Annotated in this window: 15 protein-coding genes; 7 read left to right on the plus strand and 8 right to left on the minus strand. The window is 72.3% G+C overall.

Annotated features, from left to right (window positions below):
- Positions 1 to 51 precede the first annotated feature (51 nt).
- Complete coding sequence (locus tag NV263_RS09620) at positions 52 to 939, minus strand: PrsW family intramembrane metalloprotease (protein WP_263252313.1); 888 nt, start codon at positions 937 to 939, stop codon at positions 52 to 54.
- Positions 940 to 1,202: 263 nt separating this feature from the next.
- Between NV263_RS09620 and NV263_RS09625 the strand changes: the two genes are divergently transcribed.
- The gene (locus NV263_RS09625; protein WP_263252315.1) at positions 1,203 to 2,024 is read left to right on the plus strand and encodes an SGNH/GDSL hydrolase family protein; all 822 of its coding nucleotides are present in this window, start codon (positions 1,203 to 1,205) and stop codon (positions 2,022 to 2,024) included.
- Here the strand turns inward: NV263_RS09625 and NV263_RS09630 are convergent.
- The 3 genes from NV263_RS09630 to NV263_RS09640 are packed head-to-tail and all read right to left on the minus strand — an operon-like array spanning position 1,997 to position 5,049.
- Positions 1,997 to 2,806 carry an MBL fold metallo-hydrolase gene (locus NV263_RS09630; protein ID WP_263252316.1) on the minus strand — a complete coding sequence of 270 codons (810 nt, stop codon included), beginning with the start codon at positions 2,804 to 2,806 and terminating at the stop codon, positions 1,997 to 1,999. The two genes, NV263_RS09625 and NV263_RS09630, sit on opposite strands and share 28 nt — an antisense overlap.
- A gap of 32 nt (positions 2,807 to 2,838) precedes the next feature.
- On the minus strand, positions 2,839 to 3,552 hold the full coding sequence (locus tag NV263_RS09635; RefSeq protein ID WP_263252318.1) for a Mut7-C ubiquitin/RNAse domain-containing protein: 714 nt from the start codon (positions 3,550 to 3,552) through the stop codon (positions 2,839 to 2,841).
- 33 nt (positions 3,553 to 3,585) lie between these two features.
- Positions 3,586 to 5,049: an amino acid permease gene (locus NV263_RS09640; protein WP_263252320.1), complete on the minus strand. Its 1,464-nt coding sequence runs from the start codon at positions 5,047 to 5,049 to the stop codon at positions 3,586 to 3,588.
- A 360-nt stretch (positions 5,050 to 5,409) separates the two neighbouring features.
- Between NV263_RS09640 and NV263_RS09645 the strand changes: the two genes are divergently transcribed.
- Entirely contained in the window at positions 5,410 to 6,771 is a 1,362-nt protein-coding gene (locus NV263_RS09645; protein WP_263252321.1) for an amidohydrolase family protein, read from the plus strand.
- On the opposite strand, the gene NV263_RS09650 is transcribed toward NV263_RS09645, so the two are convergent.
- The 4 genes from NV263_RS09650 to hpaD form a co-directional block, all read right to left on the minus strand.
- The gene (locus tag NV263_RS09650; RefSeq protein ID WP_263252322.1) at positions 6,772 to 7,917 is read right to left on the minus strand and encodes a cation:proton antiporter; all 1,146 of its coding nucleotides are present in this window, start codon (positions 7,915 to 7,917) and stop codon (positions 6,772 to 6,774) included.
- A gap of 3 nt (positions 7,918 to 7,920) precedes the next feature.
- On the minus strand, positions 7,921 to 8,400 hold the full coding sequence (locus NV263_RS09655; RefSeq protein ID WP_263252325.1) for a cation:proton antiporter regulatory subunit: 480 nt from the start codon (positions 8,398 to 8,400) through the stop codon (positions 7,921 to 7,923).
- 116 nt (positions 8,401 to 8,516) lie between these two features.
- Positions 8,517 to 9,839, minus strand: a complete 1,323-nt coding sequence (locus NV263_RS09660; protein WP_263252326.1) for an MFS transporter — start codon at positions 9,837 to 9,839, stop codon at positions 8,517 to 8,519.
- A 15-nt stretch (positions 9,840 to 9,854) separates the two neighbouring features.
- Positions 9,855 to 10,877 (minus strand): 3,4-dihydroxyphenylacetate 2,3-dioxygenase, encoded by a 1,023-nt coding sequence (gene hpaD / locus NV263_RS09665; RefSeq protein WP_263254144.1) that lies wholly within the window; start codon positions 10,875 to 10,877, stop codon positions 9,855 to 9,857.
- Positions 10,878 to 11,068: 191 nt separating this feature from the next.
- On the opposite strand from hpaD, the gene NV263_RS09670 reads away from it, so the two are divergent.
- The 5 genes from NV263_RS09670 (at position 11,069) to NV263_RS09690 (ending at position 17,334) form a co-directional block, all read left to right on the plus strand.
- Entirely contained in the window at positions 11,069 to 12,478 is a 1,410-nt protein-coding gene (locus NV263_RS09670; RefSeq protein WP_263252327.1) for a fumarylacetoacetate hydrolase family protein, read from the plus strand.
- Entirely contained in the window at positions 12,460 to 13,149 is a 690-nt protein-coding gene (locus NV263_RS09675) for a GntR family transcriptional regulator (RefSeq protein WP_263252329.1), read from the plus strand. Before NV263_RS09670 ends, NV263_RS09675 begins: the two co-directional genes overlap by 19 nt.
- Positions 13,146 to 14,066, plus strand: a complete 921-nt coding sequence (gene dapA / locus NV263_RS09680) for a 4-hydroxy-tetrahydrodipicolinate synthase (protein WP_263252330.1) — start codon at positions 13,146 to 13,148, stop codon at positions 14,064 to 14,066. Before NV263_RS09675 ends, dapA begins: the two co-directional genes overlap by 4 nt.
- Before the next feature lie 7 nt (positions 14,067 to 14,073).
- Positions 14,074 to 15,585 (plus strand): 5-carboxymethyl-2-hydroxymuconate semialdehyde dehydrogenase, encoded by a 1,512-nt coding sequence (gene hpaE / locus NV263_RS09685; RefSeq protein WP_397545622.1) that lies wholly within the window; start codon positions 14,074 to 14,076, stop codon positions 15,583 to 15,585.
- A gap of 615 nt (positions 15,586 to 16,200) precedes the next feature.
- On the plus strand, positions 16,201 to 17,334 hold the full coding sequence (locus NV263_RS09690) for a J domain-containing protein (RefSeq protein ID WP_263252334.1): 1,134 nt from the start codon (positions 16,201 to 16,203) through the stop codon (positions 17,332 to 17,334).
- The last annotated feature ends 22 nt before the right edge of the window (positions 17,335 to 17,356 follow it).

The following is a 17,356-nucleotide window of genomic DNA, read 5'->3' on the forward strand; positions in this document are numbered from 1 at the left end:
GCCGCGAACATCGATTCGATCGATGGATGTTCGCATTCGGCCCGAAAGGTGCTAACGGGGGCCGTCTTCCCGTTCGACGCGGTGGCGCAGCGCGGACAGCCACGCCAGGCCGAGCACGGCCACGACGATCAGCCCGACCCAGTTGAACAGCGTGAACAGGTGGACCTGCACACCGGTCGGCTCCGGCAGGTAGCCCAGCTGGAGCAGCAGTTGCTGGCGCCGGGTCACGGTCAGCGCCATGACCAGCAGCAGTGCGATGCCGTGCATGCCGTCCCAGAGGGCGTGCAGGATCGTGACGCCCAGGTAGGTCAGCACGACGCCGCGGGTGATCCGCCAGCGCCGGTGCTCGTGGCGGGCGGCGAACAGCACGGCGCCCAGGATCGCCGTCCACAGCCCGTGGCCGACGGGGGCGAGGATGCCGCGCAGCAGCTCGGTCTCCACCAGCTGCGACAGCGACAGTCCCTGCACGGTGATCAGCGAGTTCAGCGCGTAGCCGGCGCTTTCGAAGGCGGCGAAGCCGAAACCGACGGACGCGCCCAGCACCAGCCCGTCGCGCATCGTGTACCGCGTCAGCCCGCGCGCGACGAAGACGAGCGCCAACGCCTTCACCAGTTCCTCGATCAGCCCGACCCCGAGGTACATCCACGCCGACGGGGACAGCAGGTACTGCTCCAGCAGGGACGCGGCGAGCACGCCGAGCACACCGCCGACCACGAACGCCTCCGCGACGCGGGCGAGGGTGAACGCCGGGGCGGCGTCCCGCCCGGTCGCCCACGCCACGAACGTCACCGGCACCAGGAAGCTCCCGAGCAGCACCACGGTCGGCAGCAGGGTCGGGTTCCCGGTGACCGCGGTGACCACCACGCTGAGCGCCCACAGCAGCAGTCCCACGACGAAGATGCGCCGCCACGGCCAGAGATCCGTGCGTGTGGTTGTCATCGCGTCGCTCCTCGCCTCACCTGGATGGGCGGTGGACAGCGTAGGTACCCCGGGGCGCGGACGCAGTGCGAAGGACCGCTTCGACGGACGCGGTCCACTGTGGTCACCGAGCGGCCGTTCGGCGCAGCGCGGCGGAGCCGAACGGCCGAACGCGCGTCGCGGGCGGTGGACCGGTCTGGCGGCTATACGCCAGTTTTCCCGTCATGGCGGCGGATTCTTCTTGAATCGGTGATGTTCGCGCCTCGTTGTCCTCCGGAGGAAGCATGCGTCACCTGCCGCAGGCCGCCGCTGTCGCGGCGTCCGCCTTAGCCGTGTCCTGCACCGCCGCGGCCGTTCCCGCGCTGGCCGCGCCCGCCACCGAGTACGTCGCCCTGGGCGACTCCTACGCCTCCGGGGTCGGAACGCGCGACTACTTCCCGGACAGCGGGGACTGCAAGCGCGGGCCCAAGGCGTACCCCCAGCTGTGGGCCGACGAGCACGGTGCCGCGAAGTTCTCCTTCGACGCCTGCTCCGGTGCGGTCACCGACGACGTCAACTCCGGGCAGCTCGGCTCGCTCAGCGATTCCACGACGCTGGTCACGATCTCGGTCGGCGGCAACGACGTCGGCTTCAGCAAGACCATGGAGAGCTGCCTGCTGGGCAGCGACGACGCCTGCGACAAGGCCGTCGCGGCGGGTGAGGACAAGGCGCGCGGCGAACTGCCCGCCAAGCTCGACACCACCTACGCCAACATCCGCAAGGCGGCGCCGAACGCGAAGGTCGTGGTGCTGGGCTATCCGCGCATCAACGACCTCGGCGACTGCGGGATCCCCGGCTACAGCGCGACCAAGCGCAAGCGGATCAACGAGGGCGCCGACGCGCTCGACGAGGTCATCTCCGGGCGCGCCGAGGCCGCCGGGTTCACCTTCGCCGACCCGCGCCAGGTGTTCGACGGGCACGGCGTGTGCAGCGACCAGGAGTGGATCAACGGGCCGAGCAACCCGCTGACCGAGTCGTTCCACCCCAACGTCGACGGCCACGCCAAGGGCTACCTGGCCGTGCTCGACCAGGCCACCGGTCACTCCTCGGCGACCATCCGCAGGTAGCGCTCGGCGGAGCGGCGCACCACCGCCTCGGCGTCGGAGTCGACGATCCGGCGCCACCACGCGCCGTAGATCCGCTCGAAGCGGTACGGGCGCAGCAGGTCGACGGCGCGGCGGATCACCGCCGGGCGCTCCGGGATCAGGTTCGGGTAGCTGTACATGAAGCTGACCCACCGGCGGTCCGCGACGACCTGCACGATGTCGCCGGACAGCAGGGCGCCCGCGCCGGCTTCGCCGTCCCGCCAGTGCAGCACGCTGCCACCGGTGAAGTGGACGCCGAGGTTGACCAGGGTCAGCCCGTCGGCGATCTCGCGGGTCCCGCCCTCCCAGAAGACCACGTGGTCGTCCCGGCGCGGGACCCACTGCCGGTCGGCGGCGTGCACGTACACCGGGACGTCGAACGTCTGCGCCCAGTCGACCATGGTGCTGTAGTAGTGCGGGTGGCTGATCGCGATCGCGGTCAACCCGCCGAGTTCCTCGACGCGGGCCACGACCTCGTCGTCGAGGTAGGGGATGCAGTCCCACAGCACGTTCCCGGACGCCGCGCGCACGAGCAGCGCCCGCTGGCCGATCGCGAACGACGGTTCGGAGCCGATGCCGGTGATGCCCGGACCCTCGTCCTCGATCCGGCAGCGGTGCTCACCGGCGCGCATCTCGTCCAGGGAGGTCCACAGCTGGCCGTCCCAGCGGACGAACTGGCGTTCCTCGTCGCAGATGGAGCACGTCTCCCGCGGTTGCGGGTACTGCACGCCGCACTGCACGCAGATCGGTAAGTCGTTGCCCATGCTCGCGAGCATGGCACGCCGCGGCGGCGCGGTCAGCCGGTTCCGCCAGACGCGGAGCGGATGATCGCGTTGATCCGGCGCGCGTGCGCCCCGCGCCAGTACACCTGCCCGCAGGCGGCGCAGCGCGCGTAGTCGTCGAAGCAGCGGCGCGTGCCCGGCTCGATCTCGTCGACCACCTCGTGCTTGGGCACCGGTTCCAGGGCGCCGTTGCACAGCGTGCAGCGGGTCCACGGGGCCAGCGGCGGCGCGAACCGGTCCAGCACGTCGTCCAGCTGCTCGGCCGGTCCGCTGCCGCGCACGTACGCGCCGCACCGCAGGGCCCGGCGGCGCAGGATCCCGCGGTCCTGGGTGAGCAGCACCCGGTCCTCCCGCGCCGCCTGCTCGATCAGCTCGTCGTCCGCGGCGTCGTTGCGGTACGCCGCGTCGACGCCCAGCAGCCGCAGCCGCCGCGCCAGCTTGCCCAGGTGCACGTCGAGGACGAAGCGGGGCGGGACGCGCTGCGGCCGGTCCACCGGGCGCACCTCGACCGTCGCGCCGGGGCCGGGCTGCTCACCCGGCCGGGCCGGCTGGCCGTCCACCCGCAGCGAGCCGACCTCGGTCAGCGGGACGCCCAGCGACTCGGTGAGGTGCCCGAGCGTGCCGGTGCCGTCGTGGGACACCTCGATCCGCTCGACGCGGTTGCGGGGTGCCGCGAACAACCACAGCCGCCGGTCGAGGCGCACGTGCACCACGGCTCGTCCTCGCACCGCTCCATCGTCGGCCGGGCGCCCGGGGCGCGGCTACTGCGCCGCCGCCTCGTTCGCGTCCTCGGGCAGCGCGGCCAGCTTGCTGTGCTTGATGCCGTAGCCGAAGTACAGGGCCAGCGCCAGACCGATCCAGATCACGAACATCAGGTAGGTCTCCCACGGCAGTTCGACGATCAGGTAGACGCAGGCGGCGACGCTCAGGACCGGGACGACGGGGTAGCCGGGCACCCGGAAGCCGCGGTACATGTCCGGCCGGGTGCGGCGCAGGACGATGACGCCGATCGACACCACGGTGAACGCCACGAGGGTGCCCATGCTCGTGAGGTTGGCCAGCGTGTCCAGCGGGACGACCGCGGCCAGCAGTCCCACGAACGCCGAGACCACCGCGGTGTTGCGGATGGGGGTGCGGCGGCGCGGGTGCACGGTGTGGAAGAACTTCGGCACCATCCCGTCGCGGCCCATCGAGAACAGGATGCGGGTCTGGCCGTACAGCGTGGTCAGCGTGACCCCGAAGATCGACACGACGCCGCCCGCCGCGAGCAGGATCGCCGGCCAGCCGGCGTGCGTGATGTCGCCGAGGATCGCGGCCAGACCCGCGCTCTGGCCCTCGAACCTGCCCCACGGCTGGGCGCCGACCCCGGCCAGGGCGACCAGGATGTAGATCGTCGTGACGATCACGATGCACCAGAAGATCGCCAGCGGCAGCGTCCGGCGCGGGTTGCGCACCTCCTCGCCGGCGGTGGAGACGCAGTCCATGCCGATGTAGGAGAAGAAGACGGTCGACGCGGCGGTGCCGATGCCCGCGATGCCGAACGGGGTGAACGGGTGCAGGTTGGCGCTGTCGAACGCCCGCAGCGCCACCACCACGAACAGCAGCAGCACGCCCAGCTTGATGCACACGGTGATCGCGTTGATCGTCGCGGATTCCTTGGCGCCGCGCATCAACAGCACGCAGCACAGCGCGACGAGCACGGCCGCGGGCACGTTGACGATCCCGCCGTCGCCCGGTGGCGCGCTCAGCGCCGCGGGCAGCTGCCACCCGACCGTGTCGCCGAGCAGCGCGTTGAGGTACTCACCCCACCCCACCGCGACCGCGGACGTCGCGACGCCGTACTCCAGCAGCAGGCAGGCGCCCACGACGTAGGCGATGATCTCGCCGAGCGTGGCGTAGGCGTAGGTGTAGGACGCGCCCGCGACCGGGATCGCCGAGGCGAGTTCGGCGTAGCACAGCGCGGTCAGCGCGGCGGTGATGCCGGCGAGCACGAAGGAGAGCACGACGGCCGGCCCGGCCTTGGGCACCGCTTCGTTGAGCACGATGAAGATCCCGGTGCCGACCGTGGATCCCACCCCGATCATGGTCAGCCGTGCGGTGCCGATGCCGCGGCGCAGCTCGCCACCGCCGGTGTCCGCACCGCTTTCGGCGTTGAGCATGCTGATCGGCTTGCGCCGCAGGACTCGGCGCCAGCCGAGGTGGGCGCCGGTCACGGATCCGGACATGCGGTGGTCTCCCCTCCGGGCGAGGTGTTTCGCGGCGGGAAAGATGGTGAAGCACCGTTCCCGCACGTCGAACACCGGGGCCCCACCTGGGTTTTCGGCGGGTCGGGTCGTTGTGTGGACCGAACTGTATGGACGGCAAGAACGCCCGTCAACGCGCAACGGCTCGCGAATTTCTTTGGGACTGCGCGAAGCGGACAGCAGTTTTTCCGGTGATTGCGCCGCACGGCGGCGCGGACGTCGAACGATCGGCGGTGTCACGCGGTGTGCCCGCGCGGCTACGGTTCTGCTGCCCGGCCGGAGAGGAGGGAGCCTCCGCGATGCTCCCGGGGCGGCGTTCGCCCATCCGACCGAAGGGCTGACATGGCAGTTTCGTCCGAATCCGGGGTGTCCCGCCGCGCCGTCGTCCTGACGGCGCTGGCCAGTGCCGGGATCGCGGCGTGTTCGTCCGGAACGTCCGATGTGGACTCCGCGGCGGCGGCCGGGGGCGGCGGTGCCGGGTTGTTGTTGCGCGGCACGACGTTGCCGGACGGTCGCCGGGCCGACGTGCTGCTGCGGGACGGCCGCATCGCGGCCGTCGGGGGCGGCGGCGCGGGCGCCGAGCAGCTCGACCTCACCGGGTACCTGCTGCTGCCGTCCGGCGTGGAGACCCATGCGCACCTCGACAAGGCGTTCCTCGGACGTCGCGTGCTCAACCCCGCCGGGGATCTCGACGGCGCGGTCGACGCGATGAAGGCGATCGCGCCGACCATGACGGAGCAGGACGTGCGGAGCCGGGCCGGCCGGGCGGTCGAACTCGCGGTCCGGCACGGCTACACGGCGATCCGCACCCACGTGGACTGCAACGAGGGCACCCGCAACCGGTCGCTGCGCGTGCTGCTGGACCTCAAGCGCGAGTACGCCGACCTCGTCGACCTGCAGGTGGTCTGCTTCGTCGGGCCGGTGTCGGGCGCGCAGGGCGCGGCGGCCCGCGCGCTGCTCGACGAGGGCCTGCGGATGGGCGCCGACGTCGTGGGCGGGCTGCCCTACGAGGACCCGGACCCGGCGCAGGCGGCGCGCGAGTACCTGGCGGCCGCGCGGCAGTACGGGCGGATGGTCGACCTGCACACCGACGAGACGACCGACCCGGCCGTGCTCTCGCTGCGCGAGCTGGTCGCCGAGACCGCGCGCACCGGGATGCGCGGCCGGGTGGCCGCCTCGCACTGCGTGAGCCTCGGCCAGCAGGACCCGGCCACCGCGCAGCGGGTCGCCGCCGACGCCGCGGCGGCCGGGGTCGCGGTGATCACGTGCCCGCAGACCAACCTCTTCCTGCAGGGCCGCCACGACCCGACGCGGGTGCCGCGCGCTCTGACCGCGATCGACGTGCTGCGCCGCGCCGGGGTGGTGCTGGCCGCGGGAGGCGACAACTGGCGCGACCCGTTCAACGCCGTCGGCCGCGCCGACCCGTTCGAGATCTCCTCGCTGCTCGTCAGCGCCGGGCACCTCACGCCCGAGGACGCCTACGCCGCGGTCTCCGACCGGGCCCGCGCCGTGCTCGGGCTGCCCCCGGTGGGGCTGCGGCCGGGCGACCCCGCCGAGCTGCTGGCGGTCCGCGCCGCCGACGTCGCCGAGGCGGTGGCCGGGGCGACGGAGGACCGCGCCGTCTTCCACCGGGGACGGCTCGTGGCGCGCACCCAGGTCACCGCGGCGGTGCACCGGGCCGGGGCGGCGCAGCCGACGCGGTAGTCACCGCACTGCCGGTCCGGGCGGGCCGAAGCACCACGTCACCAGCGGTCCCGCCACGGCCAGCAGCAGCACGTAGGCGGTGGCCAGCGCGACCAGCTCGCCGCCGGGGCCGGTGACCAGACCGACGATGACGATGGAGAACTCGCCGCGCACGATGAGCACGCTGCCCGCCCGCAGCCGCCCTCGCGGGCCCGAACCGCCCCGGTGGGCGGCGTACCAGCCGGTGGCGACCTTCGTCGCGGCCGAGGCCAGCGCCAGCAGGCAGGCCGCGGGCAGGGCGGGCAGCAGCGTGGACGGCGGGACGGAGAACCCGATCGCCAGAAAGAACGCGGCGGCGAACAGGTCCCGCAGCGGCGCGACGATGGTGCGCACCCGGTCGGCGAGCGGGCCCGTGAGCGCCAGCCCGACCAGGAACGCGCCGACCGCGGCCGACGTCCCGGCGAGCTCGGCGGCCGCCGCGATGACCAGCGCCAGCCCGACGATCCGCAACAGCAGCTGTTCGGCGTCCCGGTCGTCGACCAGCCGCCCGACCCGGTGACCCCAGCGGCGCGACGCGGCCAGCGCCAGCAGCAGCACGCCGACCGCGACGCACACGCTGACCGCGCCGCGCAGCGGCGAGCCACCGCTGGCCAGCACCGCCAGCACCGGCAGGTACACGGCCATCGCGAAGTCCTCCAGCAGCAGGATCGACAGCACCACCGGGGTCTCGCGGTTGGCCAGCCGGCGCAGGTCGTCCAGCAGCCGGGAGACGATCGTGGACGACGACACCCAGGTGATCCCGGCCAGCGCCACGATCCCGGTGGCGTCCAGCCCGAGCAGCACCCCGGCGACCGCCCCGGGCAGCGCGTTGAGCACCATGTCGACCAGGCCGGACGGCACGTGCCTGCGCAACGTCACGGTGAACTCGTCGACGGAGAACTCCAGGCCCAGCGTCAGCAGCAGGAGCACCACCCCGATCGACGCGCCGATGCGCACGAAGTCGCCCGCCGCGGGCAGCGGCGCGATCCCGCCCTCGCCCATCGCCAGCCCCACCAGCAGGTACAGCGGGATCGGCGACACGCCGAAGCGCCGGGTGACCGTGCCGGCCACACCCAGCACCGCCAGCACGGCCCCGAGCTCCAGCAGCAGCGCGACCGAGGTGTGCACGTCTCAGCCCGCGAGGATGCTCTCCACCCCGGTGATGCCCTGCCGGGTGCCGATCACCACCAGGATGTCGCCGGCCCGCAGCGGCTGGCCGGGGCCGGGCGAGGCGATCACGTCCTCGCCGCGCACGATCGCCACGATGGACGCGCCGGTGCGGGTGCGGGCCCGGGTCTCGCCGAGCGTCCGGCCGTCGAACGCCGAACGCGCGGTGACCTCCACCTGACCGGCTTCCAGGCCGGGCACCTCGCGGGTCAGGTCCGCGAAGCGCTCGGCGATCCGCGGCGCCCCGAGGATCTCCGTGACCGCCTCGGCCTCCTCGGTGGTCAGCCGGAACAGCGGGTGCACCTCGTCCGGGTCGTGGCCGGGGTAGGAGACGAACTCGAACCCGCCACCGCGCCGCGCCACCACCCCGATCCGCCGCCCGTCCGCGGTGGTGAACTCGTAGCGCAACCCCACCCCGGGCAGCAGCACTTCCTCGACGTCCATGCGCTCATGATGGAGCCGCCGGTGTTCACCCGCCGGGCAGTGCAGCGCCGCCGACGATCAGCTCTCCGGACGAGCCGGGACGGCCGTGGTGGCGAACGTCCTGCCGGACAACGGGTTCACGGCTGTTCCCGGCCGGTCGTCGGGGCCGCGTTCCGGGGTGCGCTCGCGGACCTGCCGAGGTGGCGCGGGATCGCCGCGATGGCCACCAGGCTGATCAGGGACACGACCACCATGTAGCCGGAGATCGCCGTCGTGGTGCCGAAGTGGTCGAACAGCGCGGTGCAGACCATCGGCGCGAATCCGCCGCCGAGCACCGCACCGAGCGAGTAGGCCAGCGAGGCGCCCGAGTAGCGCCACTCCGGCCGGAACAGCTCGCTGAACAGCGCCGCCTGCGGGCCGTAGGTGGCCGACACGCCCAGCAGGTGCACCGCCTGGGCGAGCAGCACCAGCACCGCCGTGCCGGTGTTGATCAGCCAGAACATCGGGAACGCCCACACCAGGTTGAGCGCGGTGCCCCACAGGTAGGTGGCGCGGCGGCCGATGCGGTCCGACAGGTGCCCGAAGAACATGTTGGTGACCAGCCAGACCACCGAGCCCGCCGCGAGGTTGAGCAGCGCGGTGCGCTGGCTCAGGCCCAGCTGCTCGGTGGTGTAGCTGACCAGGTAGACCATGAAGATGTAGCCGAGGGTGTTGTTGCCGACGAAGGTGAAGGTGGCGATCAGCACCTGCCGGGGCTGGTGCCGCAGCAGCCGGGTCAGCGGCATCCGGGCCTGCCGCTGCTGCGCCCGGACCTCGGCGAACACCGGGCTCTCCACCACGCGCAGCCGGATGTACAGCCCCAGCAGCACCAGCAGCAGGCTCAGCGCGAACGGGATCCGCCAGCCCCACCGGGTGAACTGCTCGGCGGTGACCGACGAGCGCACCGCCAGGAACACCAGCGAGGACAGGATCATCCCCAGCGGCGTGCCGACCTGGGCGTAGGAACCGAACAGCCCGCGCCGCCCGGCCGGGGCGTGCTCGACGGCCATGAGCGCCGCGCCGCCCCACTCGCCGCCCGCGCTGAGGCCCTGGACCAGGCGGCACGCCACCAGCGCCAGCGGGGCGGCCACGCCCCACGTCCGGTAGGTGGGCAGCAGGCCGATGGCGACCGTCGAACCGCCCATCACCAGCAGCGAGAACACCAGCATCGACTTGCGGCCGAGGCGGTCGCCGAAGTGGCCCATCAGCACGCCGCCCAGCGGGCGGGCGATGAAGCCGATCGCCAGCGTGGAGAACGCGGCCAGCTTCCCCGCGGTGGGCGAGAGGTCCGGGAAGAACTGCGGTCCGAAGATCAGCGCCGATGCCGTGCCGTAGAGGAAGTAGTCGTACCACTCGATGGTGGTGCCGATCATGCTCGCCAGCCGGGCGCGCCGGGCGTGGTCGGGCGCGGGAGTGGTCACAGCGGATCCGTCCTGTCAGGACCGGAGTTGGGCTTCGGTGACGACGCCGAGGCCGTCCGCGCCGACGTGCACGGTCTCCTCGGACGCCGCCGGGTGGACCAGCGGTTTCGGCCGACCGTCCAGGCCCAGGGCGGTGGAGCCCTCGCGGTACCAGGAGCTGACCACGTCGTGGCCCCAGAAGTCGCGGCGCCGGGGGTCGTGCACGTCCCAGCGGTAGGTCTCGTGGTCGGGGTCGCCGGTGTAGTAATCGCTGGTGTAGAGCTCCAGCCGGTGGCCGTCCGGGTCGCGCAGGTACAGGTAGAAGGCGTTGGACACGCCGTGCCGACCGGGGCCGCGTTCGATGTGCGGGTGCTCGCCGAGCGAACCGAGGATGTCGCAGATGCGCAGGATGTGGTGCGACTCGGGGACGAAGAAGGCGATGTGGTGCAGTCGCGGCCCCGCGCCGCCGGTGAAGGCGATGTCGTGCACGGTCGGTTTGCGGAACATCCAGGCGGCGTAGAGGTTCTCGTCGTCCTCGATGGTCTCCGAGGTGCTGAACCCCAGGCGCGCGTAGAAGTCGTGCGCGGCGCGCACGTCCGGGGTCATCACGTTGAAGTGGTCGATGCGCGAGGGTTCCGCGCCGCGGCGCAGTTCGTAGCGCTGCACCAGGCGCGGTCCGCGTTCGGCGGCGTGGAAGAACTCGACGGGGAAGCCGAGCGGGTCCTCGACCCGCACCGCCTCGCCGATGCCGCGGGTCGCCCCGGCGGGGACCTCCTGGACGGGCAGTCCTTCCGCGGCGAAGAAGTCCGCGGCGCGCCCCACGTCCTGCGGCGTGCGCACCCGGTAGGCCAGCCGGCGCAACCCCGCCCGCGCGCCCTGGCGCAGGACCAGGCTGTGGTGCAGGAACTCCTCGTAACCGCGCAGGTAGACGACCTCGTCGTCCTCCTCGATGGGTACGAAGCCGAGCACGTCCACCCAGAACCAGCGGGATCGCCGCAGGTCGGTGACGACCAGTTCGGCATCGGCCGCACGGACCACGTCGGGAACGGGGACAGGCATGCGCACCTACCAAGATCATATATGATTGGCGTTGTCGGCAGGTTACGCAGATCACGTCGGCTTGGTCAACACTGGATAGATTTCGCACGGCTCAACGTTTTTCGTGTTCGAGACCGGCGGCGCGATCGTTGACATCATATCTGATGCGCGGGCATCATCGGCCCGCGACGAACCGAGGACGGGAGGATCCGGTGCCGCATCCCCTGGGGCTGGCGCCCAGCAAGATCATCGCGGTGCACCTGAACTACCGCAGCCGCGCCGCCGAACGCGGGCGGCAGCCCGCCGAGCCGTCGTACTTCCTCAAACCGCCGTCCTCGCTGGCCGCCGACGGTGGTGTCGCGCACCGCCCGCGCGGCGCGCGGGCGCTCGGCGTGGAGGCCGAGGTCGCGGTCGTCATCGGCCGGACGGCCCGCGACGTGCCGCTCGCGTCGGCGGCCGAGCACATCGGCGGCATCGTGGCGGCCAACGACATCGGCTGCTACGACCTGCGCCACGCCGACCGCGGGTCCAACGTGCGCAGCAAGGGCGCCGACGGGTACACCCCGGTCGGCCCGACCGTCCTCGATCCCTCCACTGTGGACCTCGACGATCTGCCGGTCCGGCTGTGGGTCAACGGGGAGCTGGTGCAGTCCGACAGCACCGCCGGGCTGCTGTTCGGCTTCGACTACCTGATCGCGGACCTGTCCCGGTCGCTGACCCTGGAACCGGGCGACATCATCCTCACCGGCACCCCGGCGGGTGCGCCGGTGGTCGAACCCGGGGACGTGGTGGAGGTCGAGGTCGGCGACGCCGGACGGCTGCGGACCGAGATCGCCGACACCGAACGGCCGCTCGCCGCCCCCGGTGCCCTGCCGAAGCTCTCCGAGAAGGACCGGCAGGACGCCTTCGGCAGGCCCGAAGGGCTGGGGCTGTCGGAGGAGACCGAACGGCTGCTGCGCGAGGTGGCCACCGCCACGCTGTCCGCGCAGCTGCGCAAGCGCGGCATCCACCACGCCTTCATCGAGTCCGTGCGGCCCTGCGGTCCCGGTGTCCGGCTGCTCGGCCGCGCCCGCACGCTGCGCTACCTGCCGTTGCGCGAGGACCTGTTCGCCGCGCACGGCGGCGGTTACAACAAGCAGAAGTCCACAATAGACACGATTCGCCCGGGTGAGGTGCTGGTCATCGACGCGCGCGGGGACACCCGCGCCGGGACCATCGGCGACATCCTGGCGCTGCGGGTGCAGCGCGCCGGGGGCGCGGGCATCGTCACCGACGGCGCGGTGCGCGACAGCGGGTCGTTCGCCGACCTGGAGATCCCCACCTACGCCGCCGCCCGGCACGCCGCCGTGCTCGGCAACCGGCACGTGCCCTGGGAGGACGACGTCGCGGTCGCCTGCGGTGGCGCGCTGGTGGAGCCCGGCGACGTCCTCGTCGGCGACGAGGACGGGGTGGTCGTGCTGCCGCCGCGGCTGGTCGACGAGATCGCGGCCGACGCCGCCGAGCAGGAGCGCCAGGAGCGCTTCATCCACCAGCAGGTCGACGCCGGGCACCGCGTCGAGGGCCTCTACCCGCTCGGCGGGGAGTGGGAGGAACGCTACCGGAAGTGGGTGGAGCAGCAGTGACCGCGGCGCACGGCGGCTCCAAGTCCGAGGCCGCCTACCGGCACCTGCGGCAGCGGATCGTGGACCGCGCGCTGCCGCCCGGCGAACGGCTCGTGCTGGAGCAGATCGCGCGCGAGCTGGACATGAGCGTGGTCCCGGTGCGGGAGGCGGTCCGCCGGCTGGAAGCCGAGGGTTACGTCCAGTACCAGCGCAACGTCGGGGCGCAGGTCACCTCCATCGACCCGGACCAGTACCTGCACAGCATGCAGACCCTGGCGCTGCTGGAGGGGTACGCGACCGCCACCGGGGCGGCCCTCATCGGGGAGTCCGAACTGGACAGCGCCCGGCGCATCAACCGGGAACTGAAGCGCAAGGCCGAGCAGGGTGACGCCCGCGCCTACACCGAGCTCAACCGCGACTTCCACCGCACCCTGTGCGCGGCCAGCCCGAACACGCACCTGCTTGCGGTGCTGGAGCGGGAGTGGTCGCGACTGGACCTGATCCGGCGGTCCAGCTTCGCGCTGGTGCCCGCCCGTTACGCCGAATCCTTCGCCGAGCACGAGGCGCTGCTGCGGCTGGTCGAGACCCGGTCGCCGGAGGCCGTGGTCGAGCAGTTCGCCCGGGAGCACACGCTGCGCACCGCGCACGCCGCCATCGCCTCGTTGCAGGCCGAACCGGAGGGGAAGCCATGAAGTTCCGCGCCGATCCCGCGCAGGTGCGCGGGTCCATCGCCCCGGTCGTCACACCGTTCACCGCCGACGGCGAACTCGACGAGGACGGGCTGCGCAGCCTGGTCCGCTGGCAGCTGGCGCACGGCTCGCACGGCATCTCCACCGGCGGGTCGACGGGGGAGCCCAGCGCCCAGACCCTGGAGGAGCGCAAGCGGGCGCTGCGCGTCGTCGCCGAGGAGACCGCCGACAGCGTGCCGTTCCTGCCCGGCACCGGATCGGCGAAGCTGGACGAGACCCTGGAGCTGACCGGCTGCGCCCGCGACCTCGGCGCCGACATCGCCCTGGTCATCACGCCCTACTACGCCCGGCCGACGCAGGACGCGTTGTTCGCCTGGTACTCCACCGTCGCCGCCGAGTACCCGGACCTGCCGATCGTCATCTACAACGTGCCCAGCCGCACCGCGGTCAGCGTCGATCCGTCCACAGTGGCCCGGTTGCGCAAGGCGCACGACAACATCGTCGGCATCAAGGAGACCACCAAGGACTTCGAGCACTTCTCCCACGTGCTCAACCTGGCGGGCCGGGACTTCCTGATGTGGTCCGGGATCGAGCTGCTGTGCCTGCCGCTGCTGGCCATCGGCGGCGTCGGTTTCGTCAGCGCGGTCGCCAACCTCGCGCCCGGGGCCCTCGCCCGGATGTACGAGTCCTATGTGGACGGGAGAACCGAGGAGGCGATCGACCTGCACTACCGGCTGCACCCGTTGGTGGAGCTGGTGTTCGTGGAGACCAACCCGGCACCGATCAAGGCGGTGCTGGCCGAGCGGGGCCTGATCGCCTCCGGCCACGTCCGCCCGCCGCTGCTGCCGCTGACCGACCAGGGCCGCACCAAGGCCGCCGCACTCCTGGACGCGGCCGGGGACCTCGTTCCCGGCGCGTGACGCCACGATGGTCGAGGAGACCCGCATGAGCATTCCTGCCGACGTGCCCGAACTGATCACCCACTACATCGGCGGGCAGCACGTGCCCAGCCTCGGCGGCCAGACCTTCGGGGCGCTCGAACCCGCCACCAACGCGGAGTACACCCGGGTCGCGGCCGGCCAGGCGGCCGACGTGGACCGCGCGGTGGCCGCGGCCTCGGACGCGTTCCGCGACAGCGGGTGGGCGGACATGCGCAACCGCGCCCGCGCCCAGGTGCTCAACCGCATCGCCGACGGCATCGAGGCCCGCGGCGAGCAGATCGCGCGGTGGGAGTGCTTCGACACCGGGCTGCCGATCTCGCAGGTCGAGCAGCAGGCCAAGCGCGCCGCCGAGAACTACCGGTTCTTCGCCGACCTCATCGTGGTGCAGACCGAGGAGGCGTACCGGGTCGCCGACGTGCAGATCAACTACGTGGTGCGCAAACCCAAGGGCGTCGCCGGGTTGATCACGCCGTGGAACACGCCGTTCATGCTGGAGAGCTGGAAGCTGGCGCCCGCCCTGGCGTCCGGTTGCACCGTGGTGCTCAAACCTGCCGAGTGGTCCCCGCTGTCGGTGAGCGTGCTGCCGGAGATCTTCGCCGAGGCGGGCGTTCCGGCCGGGGTGTTCAACATCGTGCACGGCATCGGCGAGCAGGCCGGGGACGCGTTGGTCCGCCACCCGGACGTCCCGGTCATCTCCTTCACCGGGGAGACCACCACGGGGCAGATCATCATGCGCAACGCCGCCGACGGGCTCAAGGGCCTGTCCATGGAGCTGGGCGGCAAATCGCCCAACATCATCTTCGGCGACGCCGACCTGGACGCCGCGCTGGACAGCGCGATCTTCGGCGTGTTCTCGCTCAACGGCGAGCGCTGCACGGCCGGATCGCGGGTGCTGGTGCACCGCGACATCTACGACGAGTTCGTGATGCGGTTGGGGGAGCGGGCGGCCCGGTTCCGGGTCGGCCCGCCCGGCGAGGCGGCCACCGAGCTCGGCTGCCTGATCCACCCCGAGCACTTCGACAAGGTCCTCGGGCACGTCGAGAAGGCCAAGGCGGAGGGCGCGCGGCTGGTGACCGGCGGCAAGCGCCCGGAGCACCTGCCGGAGGGCAACTTCCTGGAACCGACGGTGTTCGCCGACGTCCGCCCGGAGCACGCGCTGTTCCGCGAGGAGGTCTTCGGGCCGGTCGTCGCGGTCACCCCGTTCGAGGACGAGGACGAGGCGGTCCGGCTGGCCAACGACACGAAGTACGGTCTGGCGGCCTACGTGTGGACCAACGACCTCAAGCGCGGGATGCGGGTGGCCAACCGCGTCGAGTCGGGCATGCTCTGGCTGAACTCGCACAACATCCGCGATCTGCGCACCCCGTTCGGCGGCGTCAAGGCCAGCGGTGTCGGTCACGAGGGCGGCACCCGCAGCATCGACTTCTACACCGACCAGCGCATCGTCCACGCGTGGATCGCCGACGGCGGCCTGCCCCGCTTCGGCGGCGTCCAGTGACGTCCGTTCCGACCCTGCGGCGGTGTTCCCCGCACGGTCCGATGTGGACACCGCCGGTGGTGGCCGTCGAGCTCCGCCGGGACATCGGCGCCCCACCGGCCCGGCGCGGATCTCCACGACTGCGCGCGGCGCACTGCGACGCGCGGCGGCCTGGTCATCACGCTGAGCACCGGGAACAGTACGTACGGTGACGAGTCCGGGCCGGGGAGTGTGACGTCGGCTACATCCTGGTCCTGTTGGCTGAGAATTCACCGACTTGAGTTCACTCGCGGCAACCACGAAGCGGGATCAGCGGGTTAGGATGAGCCGAGAGTCGACATCGTGGTCCATCTCGCCAGACCTACCTCCGCGACGGAGGGACCGGCTGGCCGCGCGGGCCGCAGGCGCCACCATCTCGGCCGGGCGCGGCTGTTCCGGACGGCCTGAAGGGAGGGGCGGCACGCCGCCTCGGTCGTCCGCGTGGAAGCCCGCTGACCACCAGGTCAGCGGGTTTTTTCGTGCACTGATCGGCAGAACCGCCCGGTGGGGGATGGCGCGCCGGGTCCGGGCACGGCACGGTTCTCGGCGGGGATCCACCGGAACGCGGTTGATCATGGTTCCCGGCCGGGTCCTATCATGGCCGCGCAGTCGTGGGAGGTGGGCGAGTTCGTGCGCGGGGTCGACTATTACGAGCTGCTCGGGGTGCAGCGGGACGCGACCCCGGCGGAGATCAAGTCCGCGTACCGCTCGCTCGCGCGCACCATGCACCCGGACGTCGGCGGGACGGCGGGCACCTTCCGGCTGCTCCAGGAGGCGTACGAGACGCTGAACGACCCGGTGCGCCGGGCCGACTACGACGGCGCGCGCACCACCACGACCGCCCCGGCGCCCGCGGAACCGCCCCGGCAGCGGCAGCGGCGGCGTCGGCGGGACTTCGGCGCCGACCCGGACTTCGTGCCGAAGGCGCCCCGGCTGGGCCCCGACGACATCCCGTGGTGGGACGCGGTGGACCCGCACGCGCGGGTCCGCTACGCGCCGTTCGACGGCCCCGAGCGGACCCCGACGCTGGCGCTGCTCGGCGGGTGGACGCTGCTGCTGCTCGCCGGGCTGGCCGTCGAGCTGACCACCGCGCTGCTCATGGTCTGGTTGTCCTTGCTGGTGGCCGCCGGGGCCGTGCTCGTGGTGCTGCTGCGCAGGCACCTGCGCGCGCACCGGACCGACCGGGCGTTCGTCGCCGAGTTCGGCGGTCGCAAGGTCTTCGGCCTCCCGAACGCCGCGGACGAGAAGGTCCAGCAGCTCACCGCCGAGCTGTGCACCAAGTACCTGACCCGCCTGCCCGGGCTGCGGATCTTCCACGGCCTGGCGTGGCCGGACTCGGTGTTCGCCGACGTCCACCACGCGGTGCTGTGCGGCCGCCGGCTCGTCCTGGTGGAGTCCCAGAGCTGGCTGCCCGGCCACTACACGGCCGACGGGAACGGCGCGCTGTGGCGCAACGGGCACCCGTTCCGCGGCGGCGCCACGCGGTTGCCGGAGAGCGTGGCGGAGTTCGAGAAGATCCTGCCGGACGTGGAGATCCGCGGCGTCGTGCTGATCTACCCGAGCCGCGCGGGCGAGGTCACCACGGCCGACCACAACGGCACGGCCGTCACGCCCATGACCCCGGCCCAGTTCGTCCGCGAGATCGGCCGCTGGTTCGCCGACGACCCGGCGACCGTCGACCGCGACGCCTTCACCACCGTCGTCGAGCAGGTGGTCAGCGCCGGCCGCTGAGCCCGGCGCGGTTCACTGCTGA

Source organism: Saccharopolyspora rosea, assembly GCF_025643595.1.
In the GTDB taxonomy this organism is placed as follows: Bacteria; Actinomycetota; Actinomycetes; order Mycobacteriales; family Pseudonocardiaceae; genus Saccharopolyspora; species Saccharopolyspora rosea.